Genomic DNA, 26,227 nt, shown 5'->3' with positions numbered 1-26,227 from the left:
GTTCAGTTTGGTGGACCTCGGCTCCACCAATAGCCAATCATGAGCTATTGATATTGCTCTGACTTTTGATTGTCAGGGATATCCAACCCAATCGCTAAACTCACCCGCAGGCATTGGCTTGCAGCGAATTGCTGCGGGCGGCGGTGAACGAAAGCGCTGTAAGGCGGGCAAAAAGAAAAGGGCCGCCGCCGAAGGACGGCCCCATCTCACTGGCACGCTGACACCGGTCACTGAACCGGCCACACGCAGTCCTCGTGCTCCAGCATGGGCGTCGGCACCGGCCGGATCGCATTGCCCTGCACCTCACGGATCAACAGGGGGAGCGGATTATCGGCATCGCCCTGCCCCCTCACCTTGTCGTTCAGCAAGCCCATGTGCCGCATCAGAAGGGTGAGTACGGCCTCGCGCTGTGCATGCGCCGCTCCGTAGCTCACCACCTCACCCGGAAGCTGGCGGAGGCGCCGAACGTGGAATAGGTCTCGGAAATCTGGGCATCCAGGCTCGCCGACAACGCGGTGTTCGGACTGGCGAGGAACTGCAGGCCCGCATGCAGATCCGCCGCATTGCTCAGGGTCGGGATGGCGGTGCCCGAGAAGGACAGGTTGGGCAGTTCGGCGAACGAACGCGGCACGTCCCGGTCGGGGCTGAAATCGTGCATCCACGCCGCTCGCAGATAGGGCGCGATCTGCCGCCCGTTGCTGGCCGTCCAGATGCCGTCGATCTGCACCCCGAGATAGAGCGGCAGCGCGGTGATGGAGGTCGCGCCATACTGGATGCCCGGCCCCAGCGTGAACATTTCCGAACCCGAGCCCAGCCAGAGCTGGATCGGCTGGAAGGCCACGAACGGGGTCAGGTTGGCGCCGCTCGTGCCCAGCGGGAAGCTGTAGCCCGCCTCGATCCGCCCGCCCAGGATCCAGCCGTCCAGCCCGCTGTCGGTCGCAAGGTTGAGGCCGATATTGTAGAGGTTGCGGCTGAAGTTCGCGCTGCCGTAACCTGCCGTCACGGTGGCCGACACATAGGCCGGGCCGGCTTCATACAGGCCGTAGAGGCTGAGGCTGCCATAGCTGGTGGACACGTCTGCCCCATAGGCGTTGGTGGCAAGGCTTGAGGTTGAGAAGCTGAGCGCCGCGCCCGCCAGCAGCGGCAGGCTGTCCACCACCCCGTCCAGTCCCGCCATGCCGCCGATGCTGGAGCCCGACAGGCCCCCGCCCGTGGTCAGGCTCGCCATGGGCGCGCCCCAGAAGAAGCGTCCGCCGCTCGCGGCGCTCTCGCTCGATTCCGCGCTTGAGCCGCTTGTGCCCCCGCTCGCCGGGACGGCGTAGCCGAGCGCCGTGGAGGCCGGGCGCAGCCCGCTGCGCCACAAGTCCATCTGCGTGGTGATGCCCATGAGCGTCGCCGAGGCCGCATTGATCATGGTGGTGGGCACCATGGAGACGGCGCCGCCCCCCACCGTACCATAGCTCTGTTCCAGACCTGCCACCGTGGTCACCTGCAGCAACGCCGGCACGATGGTCTCGAACAGGGCCGAGGAGCCGCGCGTCTGGATCTCCCCGATCAGCGTCCCCACCGCAAGGCCCCGTTTGGACAAGCCGAACGGGGTGAAGTCGATGGTGGTGCCAAGGCTGAGGCCCCCGGCGATATTGGCCAGCGAGAAATCCAGGATCGCCGTGTCGCCGAGCGCCACCAGATTGTCGGTTGAAAGTGTGCCCCCGACCGACAGGAACGGCGTGTCAAAATGGCCCGGCATGGCGCGGCCGGGATTGTAGATGATGCCCAGCACCCCGCCCGAGAGGCGGGCATCGCCCGCGACCAGGAAACGGTCGGACTGGCCCGAGAGCTGGTCGGCCCGGATCGCCAGCACGCCGCTCGCCGTCTGCACCAGCGAGCCGTTCAGCGTGGTGGCGCCGAGCGTGGGGAAGGCGCTGCGCAACGTGCCCGCGTTGGTCAGCCCATTGCCCGCCCCGCCGAGATCGAGCGAGGATCCCGCCCAAAGGGTTCCGCTCGCAAGGTTCGACACGCTGTTGGCGGCGCCCGGCGTGAGCGCCAGATTGCCGATGAGGCTGCCGCCATTGACGATCTGCGCGAAGCCTGTGCTGGTGCGGATGGCCAGCCCGTCCGCCCCGTCCAGGGTGGAGATGGCGCCGTAGGAGGTGATGTAGGTCTCGGTGCCGTCGCTGACGATGGCGGTGCCCGAGGGGCCGCCAGTGACGCGGGTTCCGGGGGCGAGCATGATGATGGGATCGCCATTGCCTTGGGCCGAGATGCCGGTGCCGCCCACTCCGCTGGCGCTGACCGAGCCGCCTTCCAGCACATAGACCGCCGCCTTGCCGGAGATGAGGGCATTGCCGTTCACCAGCACATTGGCGCCGTTCACCAGGTCCATGGTGGTGCCGTTCATGACGAGGCCGCCGCCCCCGCTCACGGACTGGGCGATGACGCCATAGGCGCCCGCGCCGCTGGTGCTGATGGAAGCGCTGACATTGACCGTCACCGCCCCGCCCGTACCTGTGCCGTCCGAGTAGGTCCAATTGGTCGCCTGTCCGTCCGAGACGGCCACACCACCACCGCCGCCGATAGACTGAGCGAGAACGCCCACCGCATTGGTGCCGGTGGTGGTCACTGAACCTCCCACCGTGACCGTGACGCTGCCGCCATCGGAGGTCGTCAAGGGGCCGGCGAAGGTAATGCTGCCGCCCCCATTCGCGACGCCACCGCCGCCGCCGATGCTTTGCGCCAGGATGCCGATCGCCCCGTTGCCGGTGGTGGAGATGGGTCCGGAGGTGGACACGTTGACCGTGCCGCCCGCGCCACTGCTCGAGCCGCCCAAGGTCGTGGCGAAACCGCTCGTCATGCCCGAACTTGTGCCTACGCTTGCGACACCGCCGCCGCCTCCGATGGACTGGGCGAGAATGCCGAAAGCGGCGGTACCGGAGGTCGCGAGGCCGGCAGCCGAAACCGTGACGCTCCCGCCATCATTGCCGCTGCCGCCTGTCCCCGCCAAAGTGAGTGTTCCGCTGACGCCATCACTGCTGAAGGTGGACGAACTGGCGGCGCCGATACCTCCACCGCCACCGATGGACTGGGCGATGATCGCCATCGCTGCGGCGCCCGAGGTGGTGATCGTCCCTACCGTTGTCACACTCACGGCGGCGCCGGTCTGGCCACTGCCGGCACTGCCGCCGAGCGCCATGCTGAAGGAGGCGTCCGATCCGCCCGAGGCTCCGCTGGTCGAGGCACCCGCCGTTCCGCCGCCGCCGCCCACGGACTGTGCCAGCACGCCATAGCCCAGCACACCCTGGGTGGTGATCGCCGCATTGGCCGTCACCGTGACCTCGCCGCCCGCGCCGCCTCCGCCGCCCGATCCGCCAAGGCCGAAGGACAGCGCATAGCTGCTGTTGCTGGCATTCACCGTGCTGGCTCCGCCCGCTCCACCGCCGCCCCCCACGGACTGGGCGAACAGGCCGGCGGCATTGGCGCCCAGGGTGCTGATCTGCGCGTTCGAGGTGACCTGCACCGTGCCGCCGGCCCCACCCGCGCTCCCCGATCCGCCCAGCCCCAGCGCCAGAGCGACGCCGTCAGTGGTGGAAGCGGAGGTCGAGGTGCTCGAAGCCGAGCTGCTGCTGCTGCCACTCCCGCCAGTGCTGCTTGGCCCTGTCGCCGCCGAAACGAGAACGCCGCCGGAGCCGCCGCCGCCGCCCACCGACTGGGCGAAGATGCCATGGGAATTGAAGCCCTGCGTGCTGATGCCCGGATCGTTCTGGAACGCGCCGGACGTATTTACGGTGACACTCACCGCTCCGCCGCCCCCGCCGCCCGACGAGCTGCCGCCGAGGCCGAGCGCTAGGGAAAGGGCGCCGCCTGAGGAGGAGGTCGTGGTGGAGGATCCGCCATTGCCGCCACCATTGCCCACCGACTGGGCGAAAACGCCGGCGGAGTTGACACCCGTCGTCTGCAGGGTGCCGATGGTGTTGACCGTGACACTGCCGCCCGCGCCACCGGCAGTGCCATTGCCACCCAGAGCCAGGGACCCACTATATTCGCCAGCCGAGCTGTTGGTGGTGCTCGCGCCGCCATTGCCGCCGCCGCCGCCCACCGATTGGGCAAAGATGGCCGGCGAGTTGTCGGCGGGAACGAGGCTCCTGGTCCCGCTCGCGAGACTAAAGCCCGTGAAAATCCCATATTCGTTGGTGATCCAGACGGTACTCCCATCGCCGGCGGTCCCGCCGCTGCCACCAAGGCTCATGGCCAGCGAGTACCCGCCATTGGTTCCGGACTGCGCGCCGGACTCGCCGCCACTTTGCCCCGCCGCCGAAGAGGTGCTGGAGCCGCTTGCCGAGCCGGACAGGCTGCCTGTGGCGCTGGACGTGCTGCCGCCGGAACTGGATGCCCCGGGGGCGCTGGAGGCCGCGCTGCTGGATGCGCCCGCCCCCCCTCCGCCACCGACCGATTGGGCAAAAATCCCCGCCGCATTCGGACCAACCGTATTGATGATAGAGGAGGCCATCAAGATGACGGTGACGGTACCGCCGGCTCCGCCAGTGCCACCGCTGCCGCCAATGCTCATGCCGAGCGCAGCCTGCCCGCCGCTGGAGGCGGTGCTTGAGGATGATCCGCCGAAGCCGCCGCCGCCGCCCACCGACTGGGCAAAGATGCCCGCCGCCTGGAGGCCGGTGGTCTGGATGGAGTTGTTGGCTCCCACCGAGACATCGCCACCCGCGCCCCCGGAATTGCCGCCGCCGCCGAGGCTGAAGGAGGCCGCATAGGAACTGCCGCTGGCATTGGTGCTGCTCGATCCGCCGCTGCCGCCGCCGCCACCCACCGACTGGGCGAAGATGCCCGTGGACTGGTCTCCAGTCGTCGCGATGGACGAGTTGCTCTGAACGTTTACGCTCCACCCGGCGCCGCCCTGTCCGGCAAAGCCACCAATGGTGAGGGCCGCCGCGATCCCGTTTGCGGCATTGCTGCTGCCGTTTTGCGGGCCGGAGCCGGAGGTGCCGGACACGGCAGAGCTGACAGTGCTCGCGGTCTGGCCCGCGCCGGCACCGGCGACGGAGGTGACGCCGCCTTGCAGTTCCTCTCCCTGGCCGGCGCTGGTGGTGCTGGATGCCGCCCCGCCATTGCCGCCGCCCCCGCCGATGGACTGGGCCAGGATGCCGTAAGACAGCGCGCCAGAGGTCGTCAGCGCGCCGCCGCTGGTGACGCTGACCGCCCAGGCGCCGCCCCCGCCCAGACCGAATCCGCCAATGGCAATTCCGGCCGCATAGTCGTTGCTGGACCCGGTGGCCTGCGTCCAGCCGCCATTGCCGCCGCCCGCGCCAATGGATTGGGCGACGATGGCGGAGGCGTGCATGCCTGTCGTGGTGATGCCTCCACCACCGGCCGGGTTGCTCAAGACGGTTACGCCGCCGCCGTTCCCGCCCTCAGCGCCGCTCCCGCCGATGGCGAGGGCGACTGAAGCTGTGGTCGAGGCGGCATTTGCATCCGCAGAGCCGCCATTGCCTCCCGAGCCGCCGATGGATTGCGCGAGGATGCCGGGCGACTGGTCGCTGACGCCGCCGCTATAGCCGGTCCAGATCGTGCCGATCTGGGTGACGCTGACAGAGCTGCCATTTCCGCCCGCGGCGCCGCTGCCGCCGAGGGCGACGCTGGCCGCCGCGCCGTCCGTGCTGTCGCTGACGCCGGAGGTGCTGAAGGCGCGGCTGGACCCGCCATTGCCGCCGGCGCCGCCGATGGATTGGGCGAGAATGCCCGCCGAGAGATAACCACTGGTGATGATGTCGGCCGCGGTGACGGTGACCGACCCGGCCGCCTGGCCCGATCCGCCACTGCCGCCGGGCGTTGCCGAGCCCCCCACCGACAGCTTGGCATCGCCACCCCCGGTGGAGCCCGACCCGCCGATGGCGAAGCCGCCGGTGCCGCCATTGCCGCCGATCGACTGGGCAAGGATGCCGATCGACTGGTCGAAATTGGTGGTGATTTGCGCACTGGAGGTGACCGCCACGCTCCCCGAGCCGCCACCCGTCCCGCCATTGCCGGCGAGGCTCATATCCGCCGCGAAGATCACGGAGACCGCCGCGCCGGCACTGAAGCCGCCGCTGCCACCGGAGCCGCCGATGGACTGCGCCAGAATGCCCGGCGAAATCAGGCCATAGGTGGACAAGGCTCCATCCACGGAGACCGTCACCTGACCGCCAAAGCCGCCAAAACCGCCACTGCCGCCGAGGCCCACACTCGCCGCTCCTCCACTGGCCAGCGACGCGGCGATATCCCAGCCGCCGCTGCCACCCGACCCGCCGATGGACTGGGCGATGATGGCGGGAGACTGATCGCCGCTGGTGGTGATGGCACCGTTCACCTGGTTGATGGTCACCGCGCCGCTCGTGCCGCCACTGCCCGCGCCGCCGCCGATGGTCGTCGTGGCACCGACGCCTGATGACAGGCCCTCGGCCACCGCGAAGCCGCCGGTGCCGCCCGCGCCACCGAGGGATTGTGCGACGATCCCGCCTGACAGCGGACCGAACAGCGTGATGCTATTATAGTTGTCGATGGTGACCGCGGCGCCCGCCCCGCCGGAGCCGCCGGAGCCGCCGACTTCCAGGCTGGCGGTGCCCTGTCCCGAGACCGAGCCGCCCACCGCAAATCCGCCTGAACCGCCGCCGCCGCCGATGGACTGGCCAAGGATACCGGGCGCATTGCCATAAATGGCAGCGCCACTCTTGCTTCCCGACACCGTGCCGGGTGACACGAGGGCACCGTAATTGGTTATTGAAACCGTGTTCGCGGATGAACCGGCGCCGCCGCTGCCGCCCACGGCCAGGGTGGCCGCGCCCCCGAGGCTGGCATTGCCGCTGGCGGCAAAGCCGCCATTGCCGCCGCCGCCACCGATGGACTGGCCGAGGATGATCGCCGCGCCACCGCCGGACGCGGTGAGCGCGCCTCCCGCGTTTTCGATGAAGACGGTGTTGGAATAGTTGCCGCTTCCGCCCAGCCCGCCGATGCTGGCGCCGAGACCCGGCCCCAGCGAGAGGGTGAGCGATGTCGTGTAGCCGCCATTGCCGCCACCGCCGCCGATGGATTGGACGGCGATGGCGCTGGACTGGTAGCCGCTCGTGGTGATGTCGGTGGGGCCGGCGGGACCGGAATTCGTATCGTTATACGCATAGGCCCAGCCGCCGGAGCCGCCGTCGCCACCCGTACCACCGAGCGCGAGGTTTACTGCTGCCACCTGGCTGGCGCCCGCCGAAATGGCTGCGCCGCCATTGCCGCCGCCGCCACCGATGGATTGAGCGAGCAGGCCCGGCGAGCGATCCCCCGTCGTGGTGATGGTGCTGCCCTGGTTGACCGCTGCGGCCGTAGAGCCATAGCCACCGGAGCCGCCCGTGGTCCCAAGCGCCAGGGCGACGGATGCGCCCTCCGAAATGCTGCCGGCGATGCTGGCCCCGGCATTGCCGCCGCCTCCGCCGATCGACTGCGCCACGACGCCGGGCGAATCCGAGCCGGACGTGACGATGCCGACCCCGCCGGTACCCGCGAAGACGTTGCCGCCATTGCCGCCAGTGCCGCCGGATCCCCCCACCGCCAGGGAGAAGGCCGCGGCTTCCGTGCCGGACAGCGAGACCGAATAGCCGCCATGCCCGCCGCCGCCACCGATGGACTGGGCAACAATACCCGCCGAGCCGGTCCCGTTGGTGCTTATGGTGCCGGGGCTGAACCACTCCAGCATCAGGGCTCCGCTGTTGGTGCAGGCGGCGCCGTAGTTTGCGCCGGCATCCCCGCTCGTGCAGTTCACGGTCACCGCATCGGCGCCACCGCCCGAGCCGCCCGAACCGCCGTGGGAGATCGAAGCGCCAGCCGTCAGGCTCAGCGATATCGCCACCGCACCCCCACCCGTTCCGCCGCCACCGCCGATGGATTGAGCCAGGATGGCGGTGGAGTTGATTTCTTGCGTGGTAATGCTGCCCGTATTCACGATGGACACGGTGGCACCGTCACCGCCAGAGCCGCCAGTGCCACCAACGGTAAAGGCGGTGCCCGCGACCAGAGAGGCGGATGCCGACAGGCCGAACCCGCCCGCGCCGCCGCCGCCGCCGATGGACTGGGCGAGAATGCCGAAGGCACCGCCGGCGCTGTCCGAAGGTGGACTGGCGCCGCTGCAGCTGCCGCCCGTGCATATGGTTCCGTAATTCGCGACCGTTACGCCGTCGCCGTCGCCGCCCTCGCCGCCAGAACCGCCGATCGCCACGGGGGCGCCGCCGAACGCCATGCCGCCCGCGCCACCCGCTCCGCCGACCGATTGGGCGAAGATGCCTGGAGAGGAAGCGCCAGAGGTTGAGATTTGGGCATAACTTACCACGGACACAGTCCCGCCATAGCTGGCCGGACCACCGGACCCGCCCAGCGCGGTGAGCCCGGCCGCGACGCCCGCATTTCCCCCGCCCCCGCCAACCGACTGGGCGTAGATGCCATAGGACCCGTTGCCGCCCGTGCTGACGGTGATGCTGTCCGCGAGATAAGGAGAGACGTTTGACGCGGCAGTGTTTGACCAGTCAGGGTTTGGCAGGCCATTGAGCGTGACCGCGACATTCCCGCTGTCGCCGCCATAGCCGCCGCCGCCGCTCACTCCACCGAACCATCCAGCGGTCGAACCCCCGCCACCGCCGTTGCCACCAATGCTCTGGGCAAAGATGGCGGTCGCCTGTTGCGAGGACACATTCGCGGAACTGGTGATTGTTACAGTGCCGCCGGTTCCGCCGGCCCCCGCCGTTCCGCCATTGCCGCTGCTGATGGAACTGTTCTCGTTGCCGCCATTGCCGCCCTGCCCGCCCACGCTCTGCGCCCAGATGCCGTAAGCATCGGGGAGCACCGTCGCCAGGGTGACGTTGTTGGTGATCGTGACGGTAACCGGGCCGCCATTGCCACCATCGCCGCCGGCGCCGCCTTTAAAGCTCAACGACGAGGTCGAGCCGCCATCGCCGCCCTGGCCGCCCTGGGAGACCATGACGATGCCGGAATAGTTGAAAGTGTAGCTGCCCGCGGGCGTATCGATCCCGATGCTGACTGCGTCCCCAATCCCGCCGGGGCCGCCGGGGCTACCTCCATAGCAACTGCCGCCGCTTCCCCCTGCGCCGCCCTCTCCGCCGGTGACGACCGCGACGACCAGCGTCGCGTCGAAGGGGCCACCGGAGCTCAGGCTATACGGGAAGTTCACGCCGGCAGCGGTGGACGGACTGCCGGGGGTGCCTTCATAGGGCGTGTAGGCGCAACTCACCGGGGCGTTCTGGCCGCTGAAGCCATTGCTGGCGGGAGGTGAAGGTGAAAAGTTGTACATGATCGGGCCGATCGACGGCGCGGTCGGGGCGGGGGTCTGGGCGGCGGCGGGGTCGGTCAATGCACAAACGGCGACCGACGACATGAGGACCGGCAGCGACAGCCGAAGCGTGCCGGAGACCGTCGGGCGCTTCCGCGAGAACAACGTCGGACGAACCATACCTGCGCCTCGGTCGGAGCCGAGGAACACCGGATCTTCCCGCATTCCTCAACGTCGGTAATGAAATATCTCCCGGCTAGGCTGGCGCCCCACCGTGCTATACGCAACGCCACAGATTGGAATCGTCGGATTGCACATGCAGGGGGTGACCTCGACCTTAAGCACGACATTGGCGCCTGCCGCGTCCTTCCCCGAAGCGATCGTCAGGGTGTTCGGCGCGAAAGCGATTGACGATCTCATGCTGGCGCCCGGATTTCCGGCGGCCATTCGTGCGGCAGCCGATAACGCCGTTCGCCTTTACGACAGCAACTGGCTTCGCAACCGGCTGCTGAATGATCGCGGTCGGCTTCTGGCGGTGCTGCTCATTCTGGATCTGCATTTCAATGAGAGTGGCGGCAAGGGCATGACCGGAGCGCGGCTGCGCCGCGAAGTCGTGGATCTCGATGTGTGCAGTGCAGGGCGCGCCACAGCCTTCCTCGCCGCCCTGCGTTTCAAGCATCTACTCACGGCTGCCCCTCACTCCCCCGGCAACGAACGGCGTCTGATGCCGAGCGCGACGCTGCTGCAGGTTCATCGAGAGCGCTGGAACGGAATGTTCTCCGCCATTGCTCATGTTGACGCGCCGGCTGCTGCGGCGGCGATCGCTTTGCCGGATGATGTCCTCTTCGGCCCCTGCACGCATGTGATGGCCGAATGCTTCAGGCAGGGCGTCCGTGTCTTCGAGGCGGCCCCGGAACTGCGAAGCATTGCGGAACGGGATGTGGGCCTCGTCACGCTGGTGTCCTTCGTCGCCCATGGCGGACCAGCATCTATCACCCAGCTGGCGCGCCAGTTCTCCGTATCCCGCGCGCACGTCGCCAATGTCCTGCAATTGGCGGAAGCGCAAGATCTCGTATGCGGTGAACCGGGCCGGGGCGGATACCGGGCTGGGCCGGCTTTGATGCCGGTTCTGATGCGCTTCTATGCCGTCATTTTCCTGACCTTCCTTTCGGCCTTGCGACACGGGCAGCAGTAGGCACAGCGCTTAATCGGCGCAGGCGCACGATCCGTGGCAGACTGAGCAGCCCTCACCCTCGCATTCGGTTAGGCTGTGACCCCATAAATTTGCGTCCTCGTGGCTGTCGTGATTCAAGCTCCTGCCCTACGGAGCTTAAGAGATGCGCCGCCACGAGGACGCAAATTTATGGGGCCACAGCCTAAGTGACGCCGAGCGCCGACGCATGGAAGCGCTCGCGAACCGCGATGCCGCCGCGGCGGCGGCGGCGCGGACACATGCGGAAATCGAGGCCGCGGAAACGGAAGAACGGGAAGCCCGCGCGCTCCTGGCGCGCCTGAATACCGCGGTGCATGCGCGCGACGCCGTCGAGCGGCTGGCGGAGATGGAACGGAAGCTGGCGGTCGCCGAGAGCGTCCGCGTGGAGATCGAGACGGAAGAGGCTGCGTTAGCGCTACTGAAAATGCCCGAGACGGCGTTAAGCGAACTCGAGGCGCTCGCCATCGAGATCGCAAAGCTGAGGGCGCCCGCAGAGGCCGACAGCGCTTCGGTGAAGATCGCCTACGCGCCGGATACACCACTCGCCATTGGCCTTCCTGTACTGAAGCCGTCCTGCACTGAAGTTGCTTTTCCGGCATAGAATACCTATGCAAGCCGAAACTTAGATCGCGTGGAGAGCCTGGAAGGTGCGTAGCGTGCTTGCGAGACTACCGTTCGGCGGCATGGCCCTTGTGTTGGCTCTCGCTGTATTCTCCCTTTCGCTTTACATCGCAGTCGGGTCGCTCGATCCGATCCTCTATGCTGATGGCTGGGCCTATATGGATTCGGCCCTGCAGGCGCGGCAGGACGGCAGCCTGATGGCCTATCTCGAAGCCATCCATAAGAAGCATAATGAGCATCGGGTGGGCTGGGTCAAACTCGGCATGCTGGCCGACATCTACCTGGTCGAGGGCCGACTCTCGTTGCTGAAAGCGCTCAATCTGGCGGCGCTGTCGGCAACCGGATTCTGGCTCGGCTGGCTCTGGGCGCAGGGCCGGGGCCTGGCGGCCCGACTTGCGGTCGGCCTGCTGTGCGCCGCCGCCATGCTTGCCCCGAGTTCCATCGAGAACACGTCCTGGCCGACGCAGTTGCAGTTCCCGATGCTGTATCTGAGCGGCATCGCCCTTATGCTCGCGGCCGCTTTCATCCGGCAGCCCGTTCTCCTCGCGCTTGCGAGCTTCGCCCTCGCGCTGTCGAGCATTTACAGCATGGGCAGCGGCACCCTGGCCTTTATCGCGGCTGCCGCCCTCCTCTTGCTCTTCAAACGCGACCTGCCGCGGGCGTTGCTGGTTTTCGTGGCGGGCGCCGCCGGTACGGCATTTTACTTCATGCCGTTCACGGGCACCTCACAGCAGCTAGGCCTCGGTGCAGTCGCGCTTTCCGCTCGCACATTCTGGTTTGCCACGGCCTATGCCGGCTCCGCCTTCCGCGAGTTCGGCGTATCGGGTGCGATGGCCGTCGGCTGCGGGGCATTCTTGATCATTGGGGGCTTTTCGGCCTTCGCACTCTGGAAGGTGTGGGTGCGGCGTGAACCTCTCGACAACATCTCCTGCGCGATGCTCGGCCTCGGGGCCTATTCCTTTGCCACCGCGATCGCGGTCGGCCTAGGCAGGGGCGGGGGTGACACGAGCCATTATTTTCTGGTTTCGCGATACGCCACCGGGTCTTTGGTGACAGTGCTTGCCGCTCTCATCATCGTCGCCCGGCAACTGCCTGGCGGCCGTGTGCTGAGCATGGTCGGCGGTATTCCACTGGCTTATGGCTTGCTCGCCACCTCGTATGCGCCTTCCTTCATAGAGGACAAGCATCAAATACTGAACCAGTTCGCGACCTCGGCGCAGTCCAGCGTGATCGATGCTGAGCTGAACCATGTCATCTACCCGTTCAAGCAGCAGTTCCTCGGCATTCTGAAAGGCATGAGGGAGGCACATCTCGGCCCCTTCAGCGAACAAGGACGCGCACAATTCACCCCGCCGGACGTTAAAGGCGAAACGACCTGCCCGGCGGGCGTGGTGAACACGCTCTACAGGACCGAACCCACCGCGATCCTGGGAGCCGGGACGCTGCCATGGGAGACGTTCGGCAGGGGTGGCTGGGTGGTGGCGCGAAACAGCCAAGGCGACAGGATCGGTTGGGCCCTTTCGTACGGCCACTATAAAGGCCAACCCTACAACATGTTCCGCGTGCTGATGCGCTGGCCGGAGGGGCAGGCGTTCAACGGCTGGTTCGAATATGTCAGCCAGGATGGGCAGGTTCATTGCCGCCTGGCACAACGGATGAACGCAGGCCGGATGTTCGAGGTCTCCAGCGAAAGGTCCGTCCCAGGCCCTGCGATTCCGGCGACCTTCGCGGCGACCTTCTCCGGCGATGCCGCTCCTCGTGCGGCGCCGTCCTCCAATCTGCATGCGGACGGTTTCACGACCCGCCCTCCCACCGACGCCGGCACCGGCAAGATCATACTCGACATTGCTTGGTCAGCGCAGCCCGGTGCACAATTGGTCGTCCCGGTCATGTCGGCCAGCAATACGAAATCGCAAACGATCCGCCTCGTCGGGAATGCAGGCGACAGGTCCGAACTGCTTGCCGCCCTGGAACCGCGCTTTCTGGAGCCCTACCACTGGTATTACTTGTCGGTGCCTGCGGCATGGTTGTCCGGCAAGACGGCACGATTGACGGTCGAGGACGATGGCGCCGGAGCGGGAGAGTGGACTGCGCTGGGGCGCCCCTTCTGGGTCACGGAAAAACCGGTCCAGCCCGGCCAGTGAGCAGCAAAGGACGCGCGGCGCGAGCCCCCTCACCACACAGCCGAAGGCTCCGCCTTCCCCGCCAGTTCCGCCAGCCGCCGCGCCGACCCTGCGGAGAGGCCTTGCGGCAAAGCGGATAGGGGAAAGAAGCCGATCTCGGCAATCTCGAAGCCCGGCGCGGGCACAGGCCCACAGGTGAAGGTGCTTGCCCGGTAGCAGGCCACATGGTCCCGGTTGCCGAAGCGCGAATTGAAATAGAGGCCGGTCAGCCGTAGCGGGCCGGTGGCCTCCACATTGGTCTCTTCCTTCAGTTCGCGACGGGCGGCGGCCTCGGTCGTCTCGCCCACATCCACGCCGCCGCCGGGAAAATGCCAGCCCGGCGTATAGCCGTGGCGCACCAGGAGCACGCGATTTTCAGCATCGATGGCGATCACCCGCACGCCGAGCGTGATCCCATGGGTGATGCGGCGCAGGAGCGGGCGGACGAAACGCATTCCTGATTTATAGCGCCTGCGGTGCGCCTGTCAGCCGCGCGGCGCGCAAACGGGTTTTCCTTGCCGTCTCACCATGGAGGACCGATAATGACTTGACGGCCTGGGGTGCCGCGCGTCATGCGCGGCTGAGATCATACCCATCGAACCTGTCTGGATCATACCAGCGTAGGGAGGTGCCGATGAGCGAGAGCTTGTCGTCCCCATTCATGTCTTCTTCCCACTCCGCCCCCGGCGTCACCACGCCGCGTGTGGCCATTGCCGGCGGCGGCGTCATCGGGCTCGCCATCGGCTGGCAGCTGGCTCAGGCGGGTTGCGCGGTGGAGATCTTCGACGCCGGAACGCCCGGACGCGGCGCCAGCCACGCGGCCGCCGGCATGCTCGCGGCCTGCGCCGAGGCCGAGCCCGGCGAAGAAACCCTGCTGGACCTCAACCGGGAGAGCCAGCGCCTCTGGCCCGCCTTCGCCGATGCGCTCGAAGCGGCCTCCGGCCTCGATGTCGGCTATAAGGAAACCGGCACGCTGGTGGTGGCGCTGACCGCAGACGATGCGGGCAAGCTGCGCCACCAGCACGCCTTCCAGAAGAAACTCGACCTGCCGGTGGAGTGGCTGAACGCGGCCGAAGCCCGGCGCCGGGAGCCGCATCTGGCGGACCGGATTTCCGGCGCCCTGTGGTGCCCGCAGGACCATCAGGCGGACAATCGCGCGGTCACCACCGCCCTGCTCGCCGCCTGCGCGAAGGCCGGGGTGCGTGTCCATGCGGATGCGCCGGTCGCCCGTGTCGTCACCCATGCCGGAAAGGCGCGGGGCGTGGAGGTGATGGGCGAACTGCACGAGGCGGATGTGGTGGTGCTCGCTGCGGGCGCCTGGTCCCGCAGCGTGGACATCACCCCTGCCCGGCCGCTGCCGGTGCGCCCCATCAAGGGCCAGATGCTGGCGCTCCAGATGGATCCGGCCGCCCCCCTGCTGCGCCATGTGGTGTGGGGGCCGGGCATCTATCTCGTGCCGCGTGCCGATGGGCGACTCATCCTCGGCGCCACGGTGGAGGAGAAGGGCTTCGACGAGACCCTCACCGCCGGCGGGCAGCTCGCGCTGCTCACCCATGCGTGGCGGGCCGTGCCCACCATCGAGGAGTTGCCCATCCTGGAACAGTGGGTCGGCTTCCGGCCCGGCAGCCGCGACGACGCGCCCATCCTGGGGCCGAGCGAGGTGGACGGGCTGATCTATGCCACCGGCCACCACCGCAACGGCATCCTGCTCCTGCCCGTGACCACAAAGGCCATCGTGGACCTGATCCTGTCCGGGGAAAGCCATCCGCTGGCGGCCGCCTTCGGTGCGGAGCGGTTCCAGCCTCGGGCGGCGGCGGAGTAATTCGATGACCACCCCGCTTCCGCTCTCCCTGCGCGTCAACGGCGCCCCGGAAGACCTCGCCGCCGCCAATGTGGCGGAGTTGCTGGACGCCAAGGGCGTGGACCCGGCCCGCCGGGGGATCGCCGTGGCGGTGAACGGGGCCGTGGTGCCCCGCACCCGCTGGGCGGAGCATGCGCTGCGCGCCGGTGACAGCATCGAGATCATCCAGGCCCGGCAAGGCGGCTGAGACCGCCACACAAGAATTCGAGACCAATCCCATGTCCAAGACTTTCGATCCGCTCGTCATCGCCGGACGCAGCTTTGAATCCCGCCTGTTCCTCGGCACAGCCGGCTATCCCAGCCAGCAGGTCTTCCTGGATGCGCTGGAGGCTTCCGGCGCGCAGATGGCCACGGCCTCCATCCGGCGCATCAGCCTGGAAAGCTATGAGGAAAGCCTCACGGACCTGCTGACCGGGCGGGTGCATATCCTGCCCAACACCGCCGGCTGCCAGACCGCCAAGGACGCCATCCTCACCGCCGAGCTGGCACGCGAGGCGCTGGAAACGGACTGGGTGAAGCTGGAGGTGATCGGCGACCGGGAGCTGCTCTATCCCAATGTGGAGGAGTTGCTGAAGGCCACCGAGGAACTGGTGCGGCTCGGCTTTGTGGTACTGCCCTATTGCAATGACGACCCGGTCACCTGCCAGAAGCTCGCCGACCTCGGCGCGGCCACGGTCATGCCGCTGGGTTCCATGATCGGCACCGGCCTCGGCATCGCCAATCCGCACATGATCGAGCTGATCTGCGCCCGTTCGCCGGTGCCGGTGGTGCTGGATGCGGGCATCGGCACGGCGTCGGACGCGGCGCTCGCCATGGAATTGGGCTGTTCCGCGGTGCTGCTCAACACCGCCGTCTCCAAGGCCCATGACCCGGTGCGCATGGCCGCGTCTTTCCGCCATGCGGTGGAAGGCGGGCGTCTGGCCCGGCTGGCAGGACGCATTCCCAAGAAGCTCCATGCGGAGGCGTCGAGCCCCGAATTCGGCCTCGTGGGAAGCTGAGTCCCCACGGCCCCGGCCGAAAGCCGGGGCCGACAGGTATCAGATCTTCTTCGCGCCCGTTTCGATGGGCGCGATGCCCGAGACCAGGCAGGGCGCGAAGAAGAGATAGCCGCGCCAGGCGCCATGCAGCGTGCGGGTCATGACCACGCACCAGAAGGCGGCGAGGCAAACCACGAAGATGCCGCCCAGCACCGTGAACAGGCCGAAGCCCGTCATGCGTCCCAGCGTCAGCGTCGCCAGCGAATAGACGCCCAGCGGGAAGGTGAAGGCCCACCAGCCGATATTAAAGGGCATGCCCTCGCGGGCGTAGCGCACCGTCTTGAGCACCGCCAGCATCAGCCACCAGAGGCCATAGCCCCACAGGATGACGCCGCCGATGATGCCGATGCCGAGTCCCGCATCGCCCACGCTTGCGAGGCCATGGCTGCCGAAGATGGCGGGCGCGTTCCCGCCCAGCAGCAGCAGGCCGAGCGAGCCCGTGCCGATGGGGCCGAGCGCCAGCCAGCCGGAGGCCGCCATGTCGCGGTTGGGCAGCTTGTAGAGGATGAGGCGCATCAGCAGAATCACCAGGATGCTCATGGCCAGCGGCACCGAGAAGGCCCACAGGGCATAGCTGATGATGTGCACGCCATAGCCCTCCTCCGGCCCGAGATGGGTCACCAGAAGCGCACCGCTCGCCGCCGCCACCTCGGCCGCCACGATGGGCAGCAGCCAGACCGCCGTCATCTTCTCCAGGCTGTGATCCTGCTGGGTGAACATGAGGAAGGGGATGAGCAGGCCGCAGGCCACCGCCATGGCCACGTCCAGCCACCACAGCACATGGGCGATCTGCAGCGCCGGCTCGCCCCAAAGCGGGATGCCGAAGGCGATGAAGCCGTTGATGATGGTGGCGAGGCCCATGGGAATGGTGCCGAAGAACATGGATACGACGGGATGCTGGAAGATGCGCTTCGCCCCGTCGAAGAAGAAGATCCAGCGGGCGGCATACATGCAGGAGAACAGGATGAAGAGCACGATGTTCATCATCCACAGCAGGCGCCCGATAACGTGCAATACCGGGATCTCGATGGGAAACTGATTGAGCGCCAGCGCCAGCACGCCGGTGCCCATGGTGGCGCCGAACCAGTTGGGCGTGAACTGGCGGATCATTTCCTTGAAGTCCCCGGCGGGCGCGGGGCCGCTGCGCGGCGCGGACGAGACGGTGTCGGCCAAGATATTCATTCCCCCGGAGAGCGCCGCCGGCCCCCGGCCCGCTGACGCGGGTAAGCTATCGTTCTTCAAGTCGAAAGGCGACACCGCAGAGCCTCTTGCCCTGGTTCTTGCACGCCCAGAGGCTGGGGAAGCCGGCGATGGAAGGGCCGGGCATTTCCGTGAAAGACTGAGCTGCTTCGAAACCCGCTATCACGTCGCCCTCCGCCACCGCGAGATCTGCCCATGCTCCCCGCCCCGCCTGTGCTCCTCATTACCGACCGCACGCAGGCGCGTGCGCCACTGGCGGAAGTGGCGGCATCGGCTTTCGCCGGGGGACTGCGCTGGCTCAGCGTGCGCGAGAAGGATCTTTCGGAGGCCGAGCAGATGGCCCTGGTCGCCCAGATGAAGGCGCAGGCCACCCGCTTTCAGGCGCGTGTGCTGCTGCACGGCACGCCGGCCCTGGCCCTGGCTGCCGAAGCGGACGGGGTGCATCTGGCAGCGGGCACGGACGCAGGGTCGGCCCGCGCGCTGCTGGGCGCGAAGGCGCTCATCGGCCAGTCCGTCCACACGCTGGCGGAGGCGGCGGCAGTGGATCCCGCCTTGGTGGATTATGTGGTGGCCGGCCCGGCCTTCGAGACGGCCTCCAAGCCCGGCTATGGACCTGCCCTTGGGGAAGCCGGGCTTGCGGCGCTCGTCGGTGCCTGCCGGGTGCCGCTCCTGGCCCTCGGTGGAATCGATCGCGCCACCATCGCCCCCTGCCGCCGGGCGGGCGTTGCGGGCGTCGCCGTGATGGGCGGAATCATGCGCGCGCCGGATCCGCGCGCGGAGGCAGAGGCATTGGTCGCGGCGTGGGGTCTTGTGGGCGACCGAGGACCAGCGGCCCGGCGGGGAAAAGCTCCACGTCATTGAGGCGCGTGCCTCATCATTCGGGAAAGACCGTCAAGGCACACGAAGGCGGCGCATCGCCAGCCTTCGCAGGTCGCTGGATCAGCGGTCAGGCCCCGCCGTTCACCACAGATTGAGGGTGGCCCGCGCTTCTTCGGACATGCGACCCTGGTCCCAGGGCGGGTCGAAGGTGATGTCCACGCTCACGGCGCCGACGCCGGCGACGGATGCGACCGCATTCTCCACCATACCGGGCAGTTCAGCCGCCGCCGGGCAATTAGGGGTGGTCAGCGTCATTTCCACCGCCACCGCACGGTCGTCCGCAATGTCCACCTTGTAGATGAGACCCAGCTCGTAAATGTCCACGGGGATTTCCGGGTCATAGACGGTCTTCAGAGCACCGACGATGTCGTCGGTCAGCCGGTTCAGTTCCGCTTCCGGGATCTGGGAAACGATCGCCGGGGCATTCGGAGTTTCAAGTTCAGTCTGGGTCATGCGAACAAATCCTGCGCCTTCAGCAGCGCCTGTGCAAGGCGATCCACGTCGGCACGGCTATTATAGAATGCGAATGATGCGCGACAGGTCGCCGTCACTCCATATCGGGCGAGAAGGGGCTGGGCGCAATGGGTGCCCGCCCGAACCGCCACGCCATAACGGTCCAGCACGGTCGCAACATCATGGGGATGGGCGCCCTTCATCTCGAAGGAGAGGATGGCCCCCTTCCCCGCCGCCGAGCCGATGATGCGCAGGCTGTTCATGGCGCCCAGCCGCTCATGCGCATAGGCCGAGATGGCATGTTCCTGCGCCACGATGCGATCGCGGCCGATGCCCGTCATATAGTCCAGGGCCGCGCCGAGGCCGATGGCCTCCACGATGGCGGGGGTGCCAGCCTCGAAGCGGTGGGGCGGGGCCGCATAGGTGACGCGATCCTCGCTCACCTCGCGGATCATCTCGCCGCCGCCCTCATAGGGGGGCATCACGGCCAGAAGGTCGCGCTTGCCGTAGAGCACGCCGATGCCCGTGGGGCCGTAGAGCTTGTGGCCGGTGACGGCATAGAAATCCACATCCAGGTCGCGCACGTCCACGGGCATGTGGACCGCGCCCTGGCAGCCGTCCACCACCACCTTGGCGCCCACCGCATGGGCCGCCGCCGCGATCTCCTTCACCGGCGTCACCGTGCCCAGCACGTTGGACATGTGGGTGATGGCCACCACCTTGGTGCGCGGTGAGAGCAGGGCCTTGAAGCCGTCGAGGTCGAACGACCCGTCCTCATGGATGGGTGCCCACTTGATCACCGCGCCCTTGCGCTCGCGCAGGAAATGCCAGGGCACGATGTTGGAATGGTGCTCCATGATGGAGAGCACGATCTCGTCGCCCTCGCCGATGGACTGACCCAGCGAATTGGCCACAAGATTGATGCCGCCCGTACCGGAGCGGGTGAAGATGATCTCGTCCACAGAGGCAGCGTTCAGGAACGCGCGCACCGTCTCGCGGGCCTGCTCGAAGCCTTCGGTCGCGGCATTGGCGAGATAATGCAGGCCGCGATGGACGTTGGAATATTCCCGCTCATAGGCGGTGCGCATCCGGTCCAGCACCTGGCGGGGCTTCTGGGCGGAGGCGGCATTGTCCAGATAGCTGAGCGGATGGCCGTTCACTTCCAGCGACAGGGCCGGGAAATCGGCGCGCACGGCATCCAGATCGAAGGGGATGTCGGCAGCGGATGAGTCGTAATGGGTCATGTGCTCGCGCATCCTGGGCTCGTGCATTCACCGAACAGGGCAACCGTCATGCCCGGACGTGTCCGGGGCATCCACGCCTATCCTTCAATTGCCCGTCTGACGAAGAGCCGTTGTGGCCGGGACACGCCCGGCCACAACGGTCCATTCTCACTATCAGATCGCGCGGGCCTTCAGCCACGCTTCGGCGCGGGCGATAATGGCCTCGCGCAGGCCGTCCTCTTCCACGAACTCGATGGCTTCGCCCACGAAGGCCTGGATCAGCAGGCCCTCGGCCTCCTTGGCGGGAATGCCGCGAGCCTTGAGGTAGAAGAGCAGGTCCGCGTCCAGTTCACCGGCCGTGGCACCGTGGCCGCACTGCACGTCGTCGGCGAAGATCTCAAGCTCAGGCTTGTTGTCCATCTCCGCCGTCTCGCCCAGCAGCAGCGCCCGGCTCATCATGCGCCCGTCGGTCTTCTGGGCGTCGGGGCGAACCACGATCTTGCCCTGGAAGACGCCGCGCGCCTCATCAGCCAGCACGGTCTTGAACAGCTCGCGGCTCTCGCAATGGGCCACCGCATGGTCCAGCAGCAGCGTCATGTCCGCATGCTGGCGCCCCTTCACCAGGGTGGCGCCGCGCAGGCCCACATGGGCATGGGTGCCCGCGAAGCGGCCATAGAGGCTCACCCGCGAGGCGAGCGCGCCGGTGGTCAAAGCGAAGCTGTGAAACTGCGTCTTGTGGCCGGTCTCGGCCATCAGGCTCGCGAAATGCAGGGCTTCGGCGCTGTCTTCCTGAATGCGCACATGGTCCAGATGGGCGCCGTCGGCCACGAACAGCTCCAGCGCATCATTCACCTGATAGGCGACGCCGTCGCGGCCCTGGAAGCTCTCCACCAGGGTGAAGCGCGCATCCGCACCCACGTCCAGCAGGCGCCGGGTGAAAGTGGCGGCCGGTGCGTCCAGGGTGAAGACATGGGCCACATGCAGCGGGCGCGTGATCTGCGCTCCCGCCTCCACGCGGATCACCAGTCCCTCTTCGGCCAGCGCCGTATTGAGGGCCAGAACGCCGTCATAGCGCTGGGGCGCGAGCGTCCCGAGCTTCTCCACCGCGCCCTGGCCGCCCGCGAGCGCGCTCGCCAGCGGCACCACGGTGAGCCCCGGCTCCAGGCCCGCGAGGTCGGAATGGGCGCGGGAAAGCTGCCCGTTCACGAACAGGATGCGGCGCGCGCCGGGGAAGGTCACGGCGCGGAACTGGCCTTCGGCCTCCGCAGCCGCATCCAGCGGCGCGGCGAGCGGGGCAGAGCTGCGCAGGATGGCGCGCAGGTCGGTATATTTCCACTCCTCCACCCGGCGGTGGGGAAGACCGTTGGCGGCGAAGGCATCGCGGGCGGCGCGGCGCAGTTCGCCCATGCGGCCGGCGAGCGCGGCGTCATCCGCCCCGCTCCTCTGGTCGAGAAGGGCGAGCAGAGCCTGCTCGGCGCCGGTGCGCGGGATCTGGTTCTGGACGTTCATCGGTCCGTCCTCACGCCGCGTCCTGGCCGTAGCCGGCATAGCCCGAGGCTTCCAGCTCCAGCGCCAGTTCCTTGCCGCCCGTGCGCACGATGCGGCCCTTGTGCATCACATGCACCACGTCCGGCACGATATGGTCCAGCAGGCGCTGGTAATGGGTGATGACCACCATGCCGCGCTCGGGCGAGCGCAGGGCGTTCACGCCCTCGGAGACGATCTTCAGCGCGTCGATATCGAGGCCGGAATCGGTCTCGTCCAGGATGCAGAGCTTCGGCTGAAGCAGGGTCATCTGGAGGATTTCGTTGCGCTTCTTCTCGCCGCCGGAGAAGCCCACATTCACCCCGCGCCGGAGCATCTCCTGGGAGATGCCGAGGCGGCCCGCATGCTCCTTCACGAGGCGCAGGAAATCGGGCGTGGACAGCTCGTCCTCGCCGCGCGCCTTGCGCTGCGCGTTCAGGGCGCTGCGCAGGAAGGTCATGGTGGCGACGCCGGGGATCTCGATGGGATACTGGAAGGCGAGGAACAGGCCCGCCGCCGCGCGCGCGTCCGGGTCCATCTCCAGCAGGTCCTGGCCGTCCAGCAGCGCCTCGCCGTCCGTCACCTCATAATCCTCCTTGCCCGCAAGGACATAGGAGAGGGTGGACTTGCCGGAGCCGTTCGGCCCCATGATGGCGTGCACTTCGCCGGGATTCACGACGAGATTGAGTCCGCGCAGGATCTGGTTGTCTTCGATCTGCGCATGCAGGTTCTTGATTTCGAGCAGAGCCATGGGTCTTGTCCGTTCTGTGCTGTGGCGCTCGGCTCGCCCGGCGGTCCGGGGCGCGAGCGCGCAATATGCGAATGGTGAGGAGCGTCAGCCCACCGAGCCTTCGAGGCTCACGGAGATGAGCTTCTGCGCCTCCACGGCGAACTCCATGGGGAGTTGCTGGAGCACGTCCTTCACGAAGCCGTTGACGATGAGCGCCACCGCTTCCTCGGAGGAGAGCCCCCGCTGGAGGCAGTAGAACATCTGGTCCTCGGAGATCTTCGAGGTGGTGGCCTCGTGCTCGAAGACGGCCGAGGCGGTCTTCGCCTCGATATAGGGGACGGTATGCGCGCCGCATTTGTCGCCGATGAGCAGCGAATCGCAATTGGTGAAATTGCGCGCGTTGGTCGCCCGGCGATGGGCGGTCACCTGGCCGCGATAGGTGTTCTCCGAACGCCCGGCGGCGATGCCCTTGGAGATGATCCGGCTCGACGTGTTCTTGCCGAGATGGATCATCTTGGTGCCCGAATCCACCTGCTGGTAGCCGTTGGAAATGGCGATGGAATAGAACTCGCCCTGGCTGTTGTCGCCACGCAGGATGCAGCTGGGATACTTCCAGGTGATGGCGGATCCCGTCTCCACCTGGGTCCAGGAGATCTTGGAATTGTCGCCCCGGCAGTCGCCGCGCTTGGTGACGAAATTATAGATGCCGCCCTTGCCGTCCTTGTCGCCGGGATACCAGTTCTGGACGGTGGAATACTTGATCTCGGCATCCTTCAGCGCCACCAGTTCCACCACGGCGGCATGAAGCTGGTTCTCGTCGCGCTGGGGCGCGGTGCAGCCTTCCAGATAGCTCACATAGGCGCCCTCGTCCGCGATGATGAGGGTGCGCTCGAACTGGCCGGTATTGCGCTCATTGATGCGGAAATAGGTGCTCAGCTCCATGGGGCAGCGCACGCCCTTGGGGATGTACACGAAGGAGCCGTCCGAGAAGACAGCGGTGTTCAGCGTCGCGTAGAAATTGTCCGACACCGGCACCACGGAGCCCAGATACTGGCGCACCAGATCGGAATGCTCGCGGATGGCCTCGGAGATGGAGCAGAAGATCACGCCGGCCTTGGCCAGCTCCGCCTTGAAGGTCGTGGCCACAGACACGCTGTCGAACACCGCGTCCACCGCCACGCGCGAAGACGGCTGGATGCCGAGCAACGCCTCGCGCTCGCGCAGCGGGATGCCCAGCTTCTCGTAAGTGGCGAGAATCTCGGGATCGATCTCGTCCAAGGACTTGGGCGCCACCTTCTGCTTGGGGGCCGCGTAATAATAATAGTCCTGGAAGTCGATCTTGGGATAGCTGACCCGGGCCCAGGTGGGCTCCTCCATGGTCTGCCAGCGCCGGAAGGCGTCCAGGCGCCACTGGAGCATCCAGTCCGGCTCGTTCTTCTGGGCCGAGATGTAGCGGACGGTGCTCTCGTCGAGGCCCTTGGGGGCCTTCTCGCTCTCGATATCGGTGACGAAGCCGTATTTGTACTGATCGACATCAATCGACCGTGCAAGATCGACCGTCTCCTGAACTGCAGGCATCTTCTCGTCTCCTCTCCCGCGCGGGGTCAAGGCCCGCGGGTCAAGTTCGTCCAACTCAAAACTCGCGCCGCAGGCTACGCCCCGGATGGAGCAGGCTTCGGCACTGACCGCCCAAGGCGGCCATTCTTATGCCGCGCGCGCCGCGCGGCTGCGTACATGCGGCACCACGCGCTCCAGGGAGGCGAGTGCCAGGTCCACATCATCAGCCGTGCTCGACCAGCCCAGCGAGAACCGGATCGCCGCTCCCGCGGCATCCGGCTCCATCCCCATGGCGGTGAGCACATGGGACGCCCCCACCTTGCCCGAAGAGCAGGCGGACCCCGCACTGACGGATACATGGGCAAGATCGAGCGCGATCACCAGGGTTTCTGCCTTCAGACCGGCGAAAATCACGCACGACGTGTTCGGCAGGCGCTGAGCGCCTTCTCCTACGATCCGCGCATCCTGGATGAAGCGCACAATCCCCTTTTCGAGGCGATCGCGCAAGCCCGAGAGGCGTATCGCTTCCTCTTCCCGTCCCGTAGCGGCAGCAGCTGCGGCGGCGCCGAAACCGGCAATGGCCGCCACATTCTCGGTGCCCCCCCGCCGCCCGCGCTCCTGCCCGCCGCCGGGAATGAGCGGTGCGCGCACGCGGCTGTCCGCATGGCGCGCCACCAGGGCGCCCGCCCCCTGCGGCCCGCCCACCTTATGGGCGGACAGGGTCAGGAAATCCACAGGCAGCGCCTCCGCGTCGAGAGCCACACGGCCGGCGGCCTGCACCGCATCGCAATGAATCACGGCTCCGTGCGCCGCCGCCAGATTCGCGACTTCGATCACCGGCTGGAGAATCCCGGTCTCATTATTGGCCGCCATGAGGGAAACCAGCGCCCGTCGCCCCGCCGCGCCGTGGCGGACAAGCGACGCTTCCAGGGCATTGAGATCGAGATAGCCCTGCCCGTCCACGGGCAGCACCTCAACCTGCTCCGGCGCGAAGCGGTGGCCGCGCAGGACAGAGAGATGCTCGGCACCATTCGTGAGAAGCACGTCGCACGAGACCGGACGCCCGGCGACCTCCAACTGGGGATGCAGGACAAGTGCGTTGGCCTCCGTCGCCCCGGAGGTGAACACAACGCCCGCCCGAGGCGCGCCGCACAGGGCCGCCACCTGCTCCCGCGCGCGCTCCACACGAGCGCGCGCAGCGCGCCCATCCGCATGAACGGACGAAGGATTGCCTGGCGCATCCAGCAGTTCGAGCATGGCCGCGCGCGCCTCGGCCCGAAGGGGCGAAGTGGCATTATGGTCGAGATAGGCACGCCGGGCTTCACTCATGACGCATCCCTCACGGCGCGGCAGGTCGCGGCGGCGACCCGGAAGCCGCCCCGTCCACCATGCTTGCAATTGCGCCCGATCTCGGTCATACGTCAGACTTCACCCGGTCCACCCTCTGGTTGCGACGATCCAAAACTCGCGACCGACGGGGGAAATTAGAATTATTCTAAATAGATAGGCGGACCCTCCGGCCAAGTCAAGACGTCAGCGGGTGGACGTCCTAGCGGGTGCTGTGACCTCCGGTCTGACCTTTGGTCTGACGTGAGGTTTTGCCTGCGGTTTGCGCCGATCCGCCCAACCGGTTCCGCAGGTGCCATGCCCGAAGTGATCTTCACTGGCGAGAAGGGACGGCTTGAAGGCCGTTATCAACCCGCCAAGACTCGCAATTCCCCCATCGCCATCATTCTTCATCCCCATCCGCAGTTCGGCGGAACGATGAACAATCCGGTGGCATACAATCTCTATTACCAGTTCGTGAACCGCGGCTTCTCCGTGCTCCGCTTCAACTTCCGGGGCGTGGGACGCAGCCAAGGCTCGTTCGATCACGGCACCGGCGAATTGTCGGACGCGGCCGCCGCGCTGGACTGGGCTCAGTCGGTCAATCCCGATGCCCGCGCCTGCTGGATCGCCGGCTTCTCCTTCGGCGCCTGGATCGGCATGCAGCTTCTGATGCGCCGCCCGGAGGTGGAAGGCTTCATCTCCGTGGCCGCGCCCGCGAACCTCTATGACTTCTCCTTCCTCGCGCCCTGCCCGTCCTCGGGCCTGTTCGTCCATGGCGACAAGGACGCGGTGGTGCCCACCACTGCCGTGGCGACCCTGGTGGAGAAGCTGAAGACCCAGAAGGGCATCGTCATCGAGCAGCAGATCGTGCCCGGTGCCAACCACTTCTTCGACGGCAAGACCGACGACCTCATGGGCGTGGTCGGCACCTATCTCGACAAGCGCCTGCCCGGCACGCGCAAGGACAGCGCCGCCTGAGCCTGCGGGCGAGGCTGCTGACAGAATAAAGGCCGGAGGGGCACCCCTCCGGCCTTTTCTTTTGTCCATTCATACCAACGGCCCCGGTCTTTGACCGGTACCGAGTGGGTTTCGCTCAAGCGCCGCGCGGGCTTCACCAAAGGTCCGTGAGCC

Annotated in this window: 18 protein-coding genes and 1 riboswitch; of the genes, 8 read left to right on the top strand and 10 right to left on the bottom strand. The window is 67.2% G+C overall.

The window, feature by feature from the left end; genetic code table 11:
- Positions 1–227: 227 nt before the first annotated feature.
- Complete coding sequence (locus EJJ38_RS20245) at positions 228–374, bottom strand: hypothetical protein (RefSeq protein ID WP_164738415.1); 147 nt, start codon at positions 372–374, stop codon at positions 228–230.
- Between the two features lie 56 nt (positions 375–430).
- Entirely contained in the window at positions 431–9,487 is a 9,057-nt protein-coding gene (locus tag EJJ38_RS05090) for an autotransporter outer membrane beta-barrel domain-containing protein (RefSeq protein WP_245454119.1), read from the bottom strand.
- A 136-nt stretch (positions 9,488–9,623) separates the two neighbouring features.
- On the opposite strand from EJJ38_RS05090, the gene EJJ38_RS05085 reads away from it, so the two are divergent.
- The 3 genes from EJJ38_RS05085 to EJJ38_RS05075 all read left to right on the top strand — a co-directional run bounded on the left by EJJ38_RS05085 (position 9,624) and on the right by EJJ38_RS05075 (position 13,285).
- Positions 9,624–10,502 carry a helix-turn-helix domain-containing protein gene (locus EJJ38_RS05085; protein ID WP_127089049.1) on the top strand — a complete coding sequence of 293 codons (879 nt, stop codon included), beginning with the start codon at positions 9,624–9,626 and terminating at the stop codon, positions 10,500–10,502.
- Positions 10,503–10,707: 205 nt separating this feature from the next.
- Positions 10,708–11,121 carry a hypothetical protein gene (locus EJJ38_RS05080; RefSeq protein WP_127089048.1) on the top strand — a complete coding sequence of 138 codons (414 nt, stop codon included), beginning with the start codon at positions 10,708–10,710 and terminating at the stop codon, positions 11,119–11,121.
- 46 nt (positions 11,122–11,167) lie between these two features.
- On the top strand, positions 11,168–13,285 hold the full coding sequence (locus EJJ38_RS05075) for a hypothetical protein (protein WP_127089047.1): 2,118 nt from the start codon (positions 11,168–11,170) through the stop codon (positions 13,283–13,285).
- 29 nt (positions 13,286–13,314) lie between these two features.
- Here the strand turns inward: EJJ38_RS05075 and EJJ38_RS05070 are convergent, their stop codons facing one another.
- On the bottom strand, positions 13,315–13,758 hold the full coding sequence (locus tag EJJ38_RS05070) for an NUDIX domain-containing protein (RefSeq protein ID WP_127089046.1): 444 nt from the start codon (positions 13,756–13,758) through the stop codon (positions 13,315–13,317).
- Between the two features lie 91 nt (positions 13,759–13,849).
- A riboswitch (TPP riboswitch) is annotated at positions 13,850–13,947 on the top strand.
- Between EJJ38_RS05070 and thiO the strand changes: the two genes are divergently transcribed.
- The 3 genes from thiO to thiG all read left to right on the top strand — a co-directional run bounded on the left by thiO (position 13,938) and on the right by thiG (position 16,162).
- Positions 13,938–15,125 carry a glycine oxidase ThiO gene (thiO, locus tag EJJ38_RS05065; RefSeq protein WP_127089045.1) on the top strand — a complete coding sequence of 396 codons (1,188 nt, stop codon included), beginning with the start codon at positions 13,938–13,940 and terminating at the stop codon, positions 15,123–15,125. (Overlaps the previous riboswitch by 10 nt.)
- Positions 15,126–15,129: 4 nt before the next feature.
- Entirely contained in the window at positions 15,130–15,351 is a 222-nt protein-coding gene (gene thiS / locus EJJ38_RS05060; RefSeq protein WP_127089044.1) for a sulfur carrier protein ThiS, read from the top strand.
- Between the two features lie 31 nt (positions 15,352–15,382).
- Positions 15,383–16,162, top strand: coding sequence for a thiazole synthase (thiG, locus tag EJJ38_RS05055; RefSeq protein ID WP_127089043.1), 780 nt, complete (start codon positions 15,383–15,385; stop codon positions 16,160–16,162).
- Positions 16,163–16,201: 39 nt separating this feature from the next.
- Here thiG and EJJ38_RS05050 read toward each other — a convergent pair whose 3' ends face one another.
- Positions 16,202–17,374 carry a TDT family transporter gene (locus tag EJJ38_RS05050; RefSeq protein WP_245454118.1) on the bottom strand — a complete coding sequence of 391 codons (1,173 nt, stop codon included), beginning with the start codon at positions 17,372–17,374 and terminating at the stop codon, positions 16,202–16,204.
- Between the two features lie 222 nt (positions 17,375–17,596).
- On the opposite strand from EJJ38_RS05050, the gene EJJ38_RS05045 reads away from it, so the two are divergent.
- The gene (locus EJJ38_RS05045; RefSeq protein ID WP_205666106.1) at positions 17,597–18,262 is read left to right on the top strand and encodes a thiamine phosphate synthase; all 666 of its coding nucleotides are present in this window, start codon (positions 17,597–17,599) and stop codon (positions 18,260–18,262) included.
- Positions 18,263–18,361: 99 nt separating this feature from the next.
- On the opposite strand, the gene EJJ38_RS05040 is transcribed toward EJJ38_RS05045, so the two are convergent.
- The 6 genes from EJJ38_RS05040 to EJJ38_RS05015 form a co-directional block, all read right to left on the bottom strand.
- Entirely contained in the window at positions 18,362–18,733 is a 372-nt protein-coding gene (locus tag EJJ38_RS05040) for an SUF system Fe-S cluster assembly protein (RefSeq protein ID WP_127089040.1), read from the bottom strand.
- Entirely contained in the window at positions 18,730–19,989 is a 1,260-nt protein-coding gene (locus EJJ38_RS05035; RefSeq protein ID WP_245454117.1) for a cysteine desulfurase, read from the bottom strand. The genes EJJ38_RS05040 and EJJ38_RS05035 overlap by 4 nt, the downstream gene beginning before the upstream one ends.
- 141 nt (positions 19,990–20,130) lie before the next feature.
- Positions 20,131–21,465: a Fe-S cluster assembly protein SufD gene (gene sufD / locus EJJ38_RS05030; RefSeq protein WP_127089039.1), complete on the bottom strand. Its 1,335-nt coding sequence runs from the start codon at positions 21,463–21,465 to the stop codon at positions 20,131–20,133.
- 10 nt (positions 21,466–21,475) lie between these two features.
- Positions 21,476–22,231 carry a Fe-S cluster assembly ATPase SufC gene (gene sufC, locus EJJ38_RS05025; RefSeq protein ID WP_127089038.1) on the bottom strand — a complete coding sequence of 252 codons (756 nt, stop codon included), beginning with the start codon at positions 22,229–22,231 and terminating at the stop codon, positions 21,476–21,478.
- An 84-nt stretch (positions 22,232–22,315) separates the two neighbouring features.
- Positions 22,316–23,788 carry a Fe-S cluster assembly protein SufB gene (gene sufB / locus EJJ38_RS05020; RefSeq protein WP_127089037.1) on the bottom strand — a complete coding sequence of 491 codons (1,473 nt, stop codon included), beginning with the start codon at positions 23,786–23,788 and terminating at the stop codon, positions 22,316–22,318.
- A gap of 126 nt (positions 23,789–23,914) precedes the next feature.
- Positions 23,915–25,096 (bottom strand): cysteine desulfurase family protein, encoded by a 1,182-nt coding sequence (locus EJJ38_RS05015; protein WP_127089036.1) that lies wholly within the window; start codon positions 25,094–25,096, stop codon positions 23,915–23,917.
- Positions 25,097–25,411: 315 nt separating this feature from the next.
- Between EJJ38_RS05015 and EJJ38_RS05010 the strand changes: the two genes are divergently transcribed.
- Positions 25,412–26,074, top strand: coding sequence for an alpha/beta hydrolase (locus tag EJJ38_RS05010; protein ID WP_127089035.1), 663 nt, complete (start codon positions 25,412–25,414; stop codon positions 26,072–26,074).
- Positions 26,075–26,227 lie beyond the last annotated feature (153 nt).

The organism is Aquabacter cavernae (genome assembly GCF_003993795.1).
In the GTDB taxonomy this organism is placed as follows: Bacteria; Pseudomonadota; Alphaproteobacteria; order Rhizobiales; family Xanthobacteraceae; genus Aquabacter; species Aquabacter cavernae.
The sequence above is the reverse complement of the archived record's forward strand: the minus strand, read 5'-3'. Positions and strand labels throughout refer to the sequence as shown.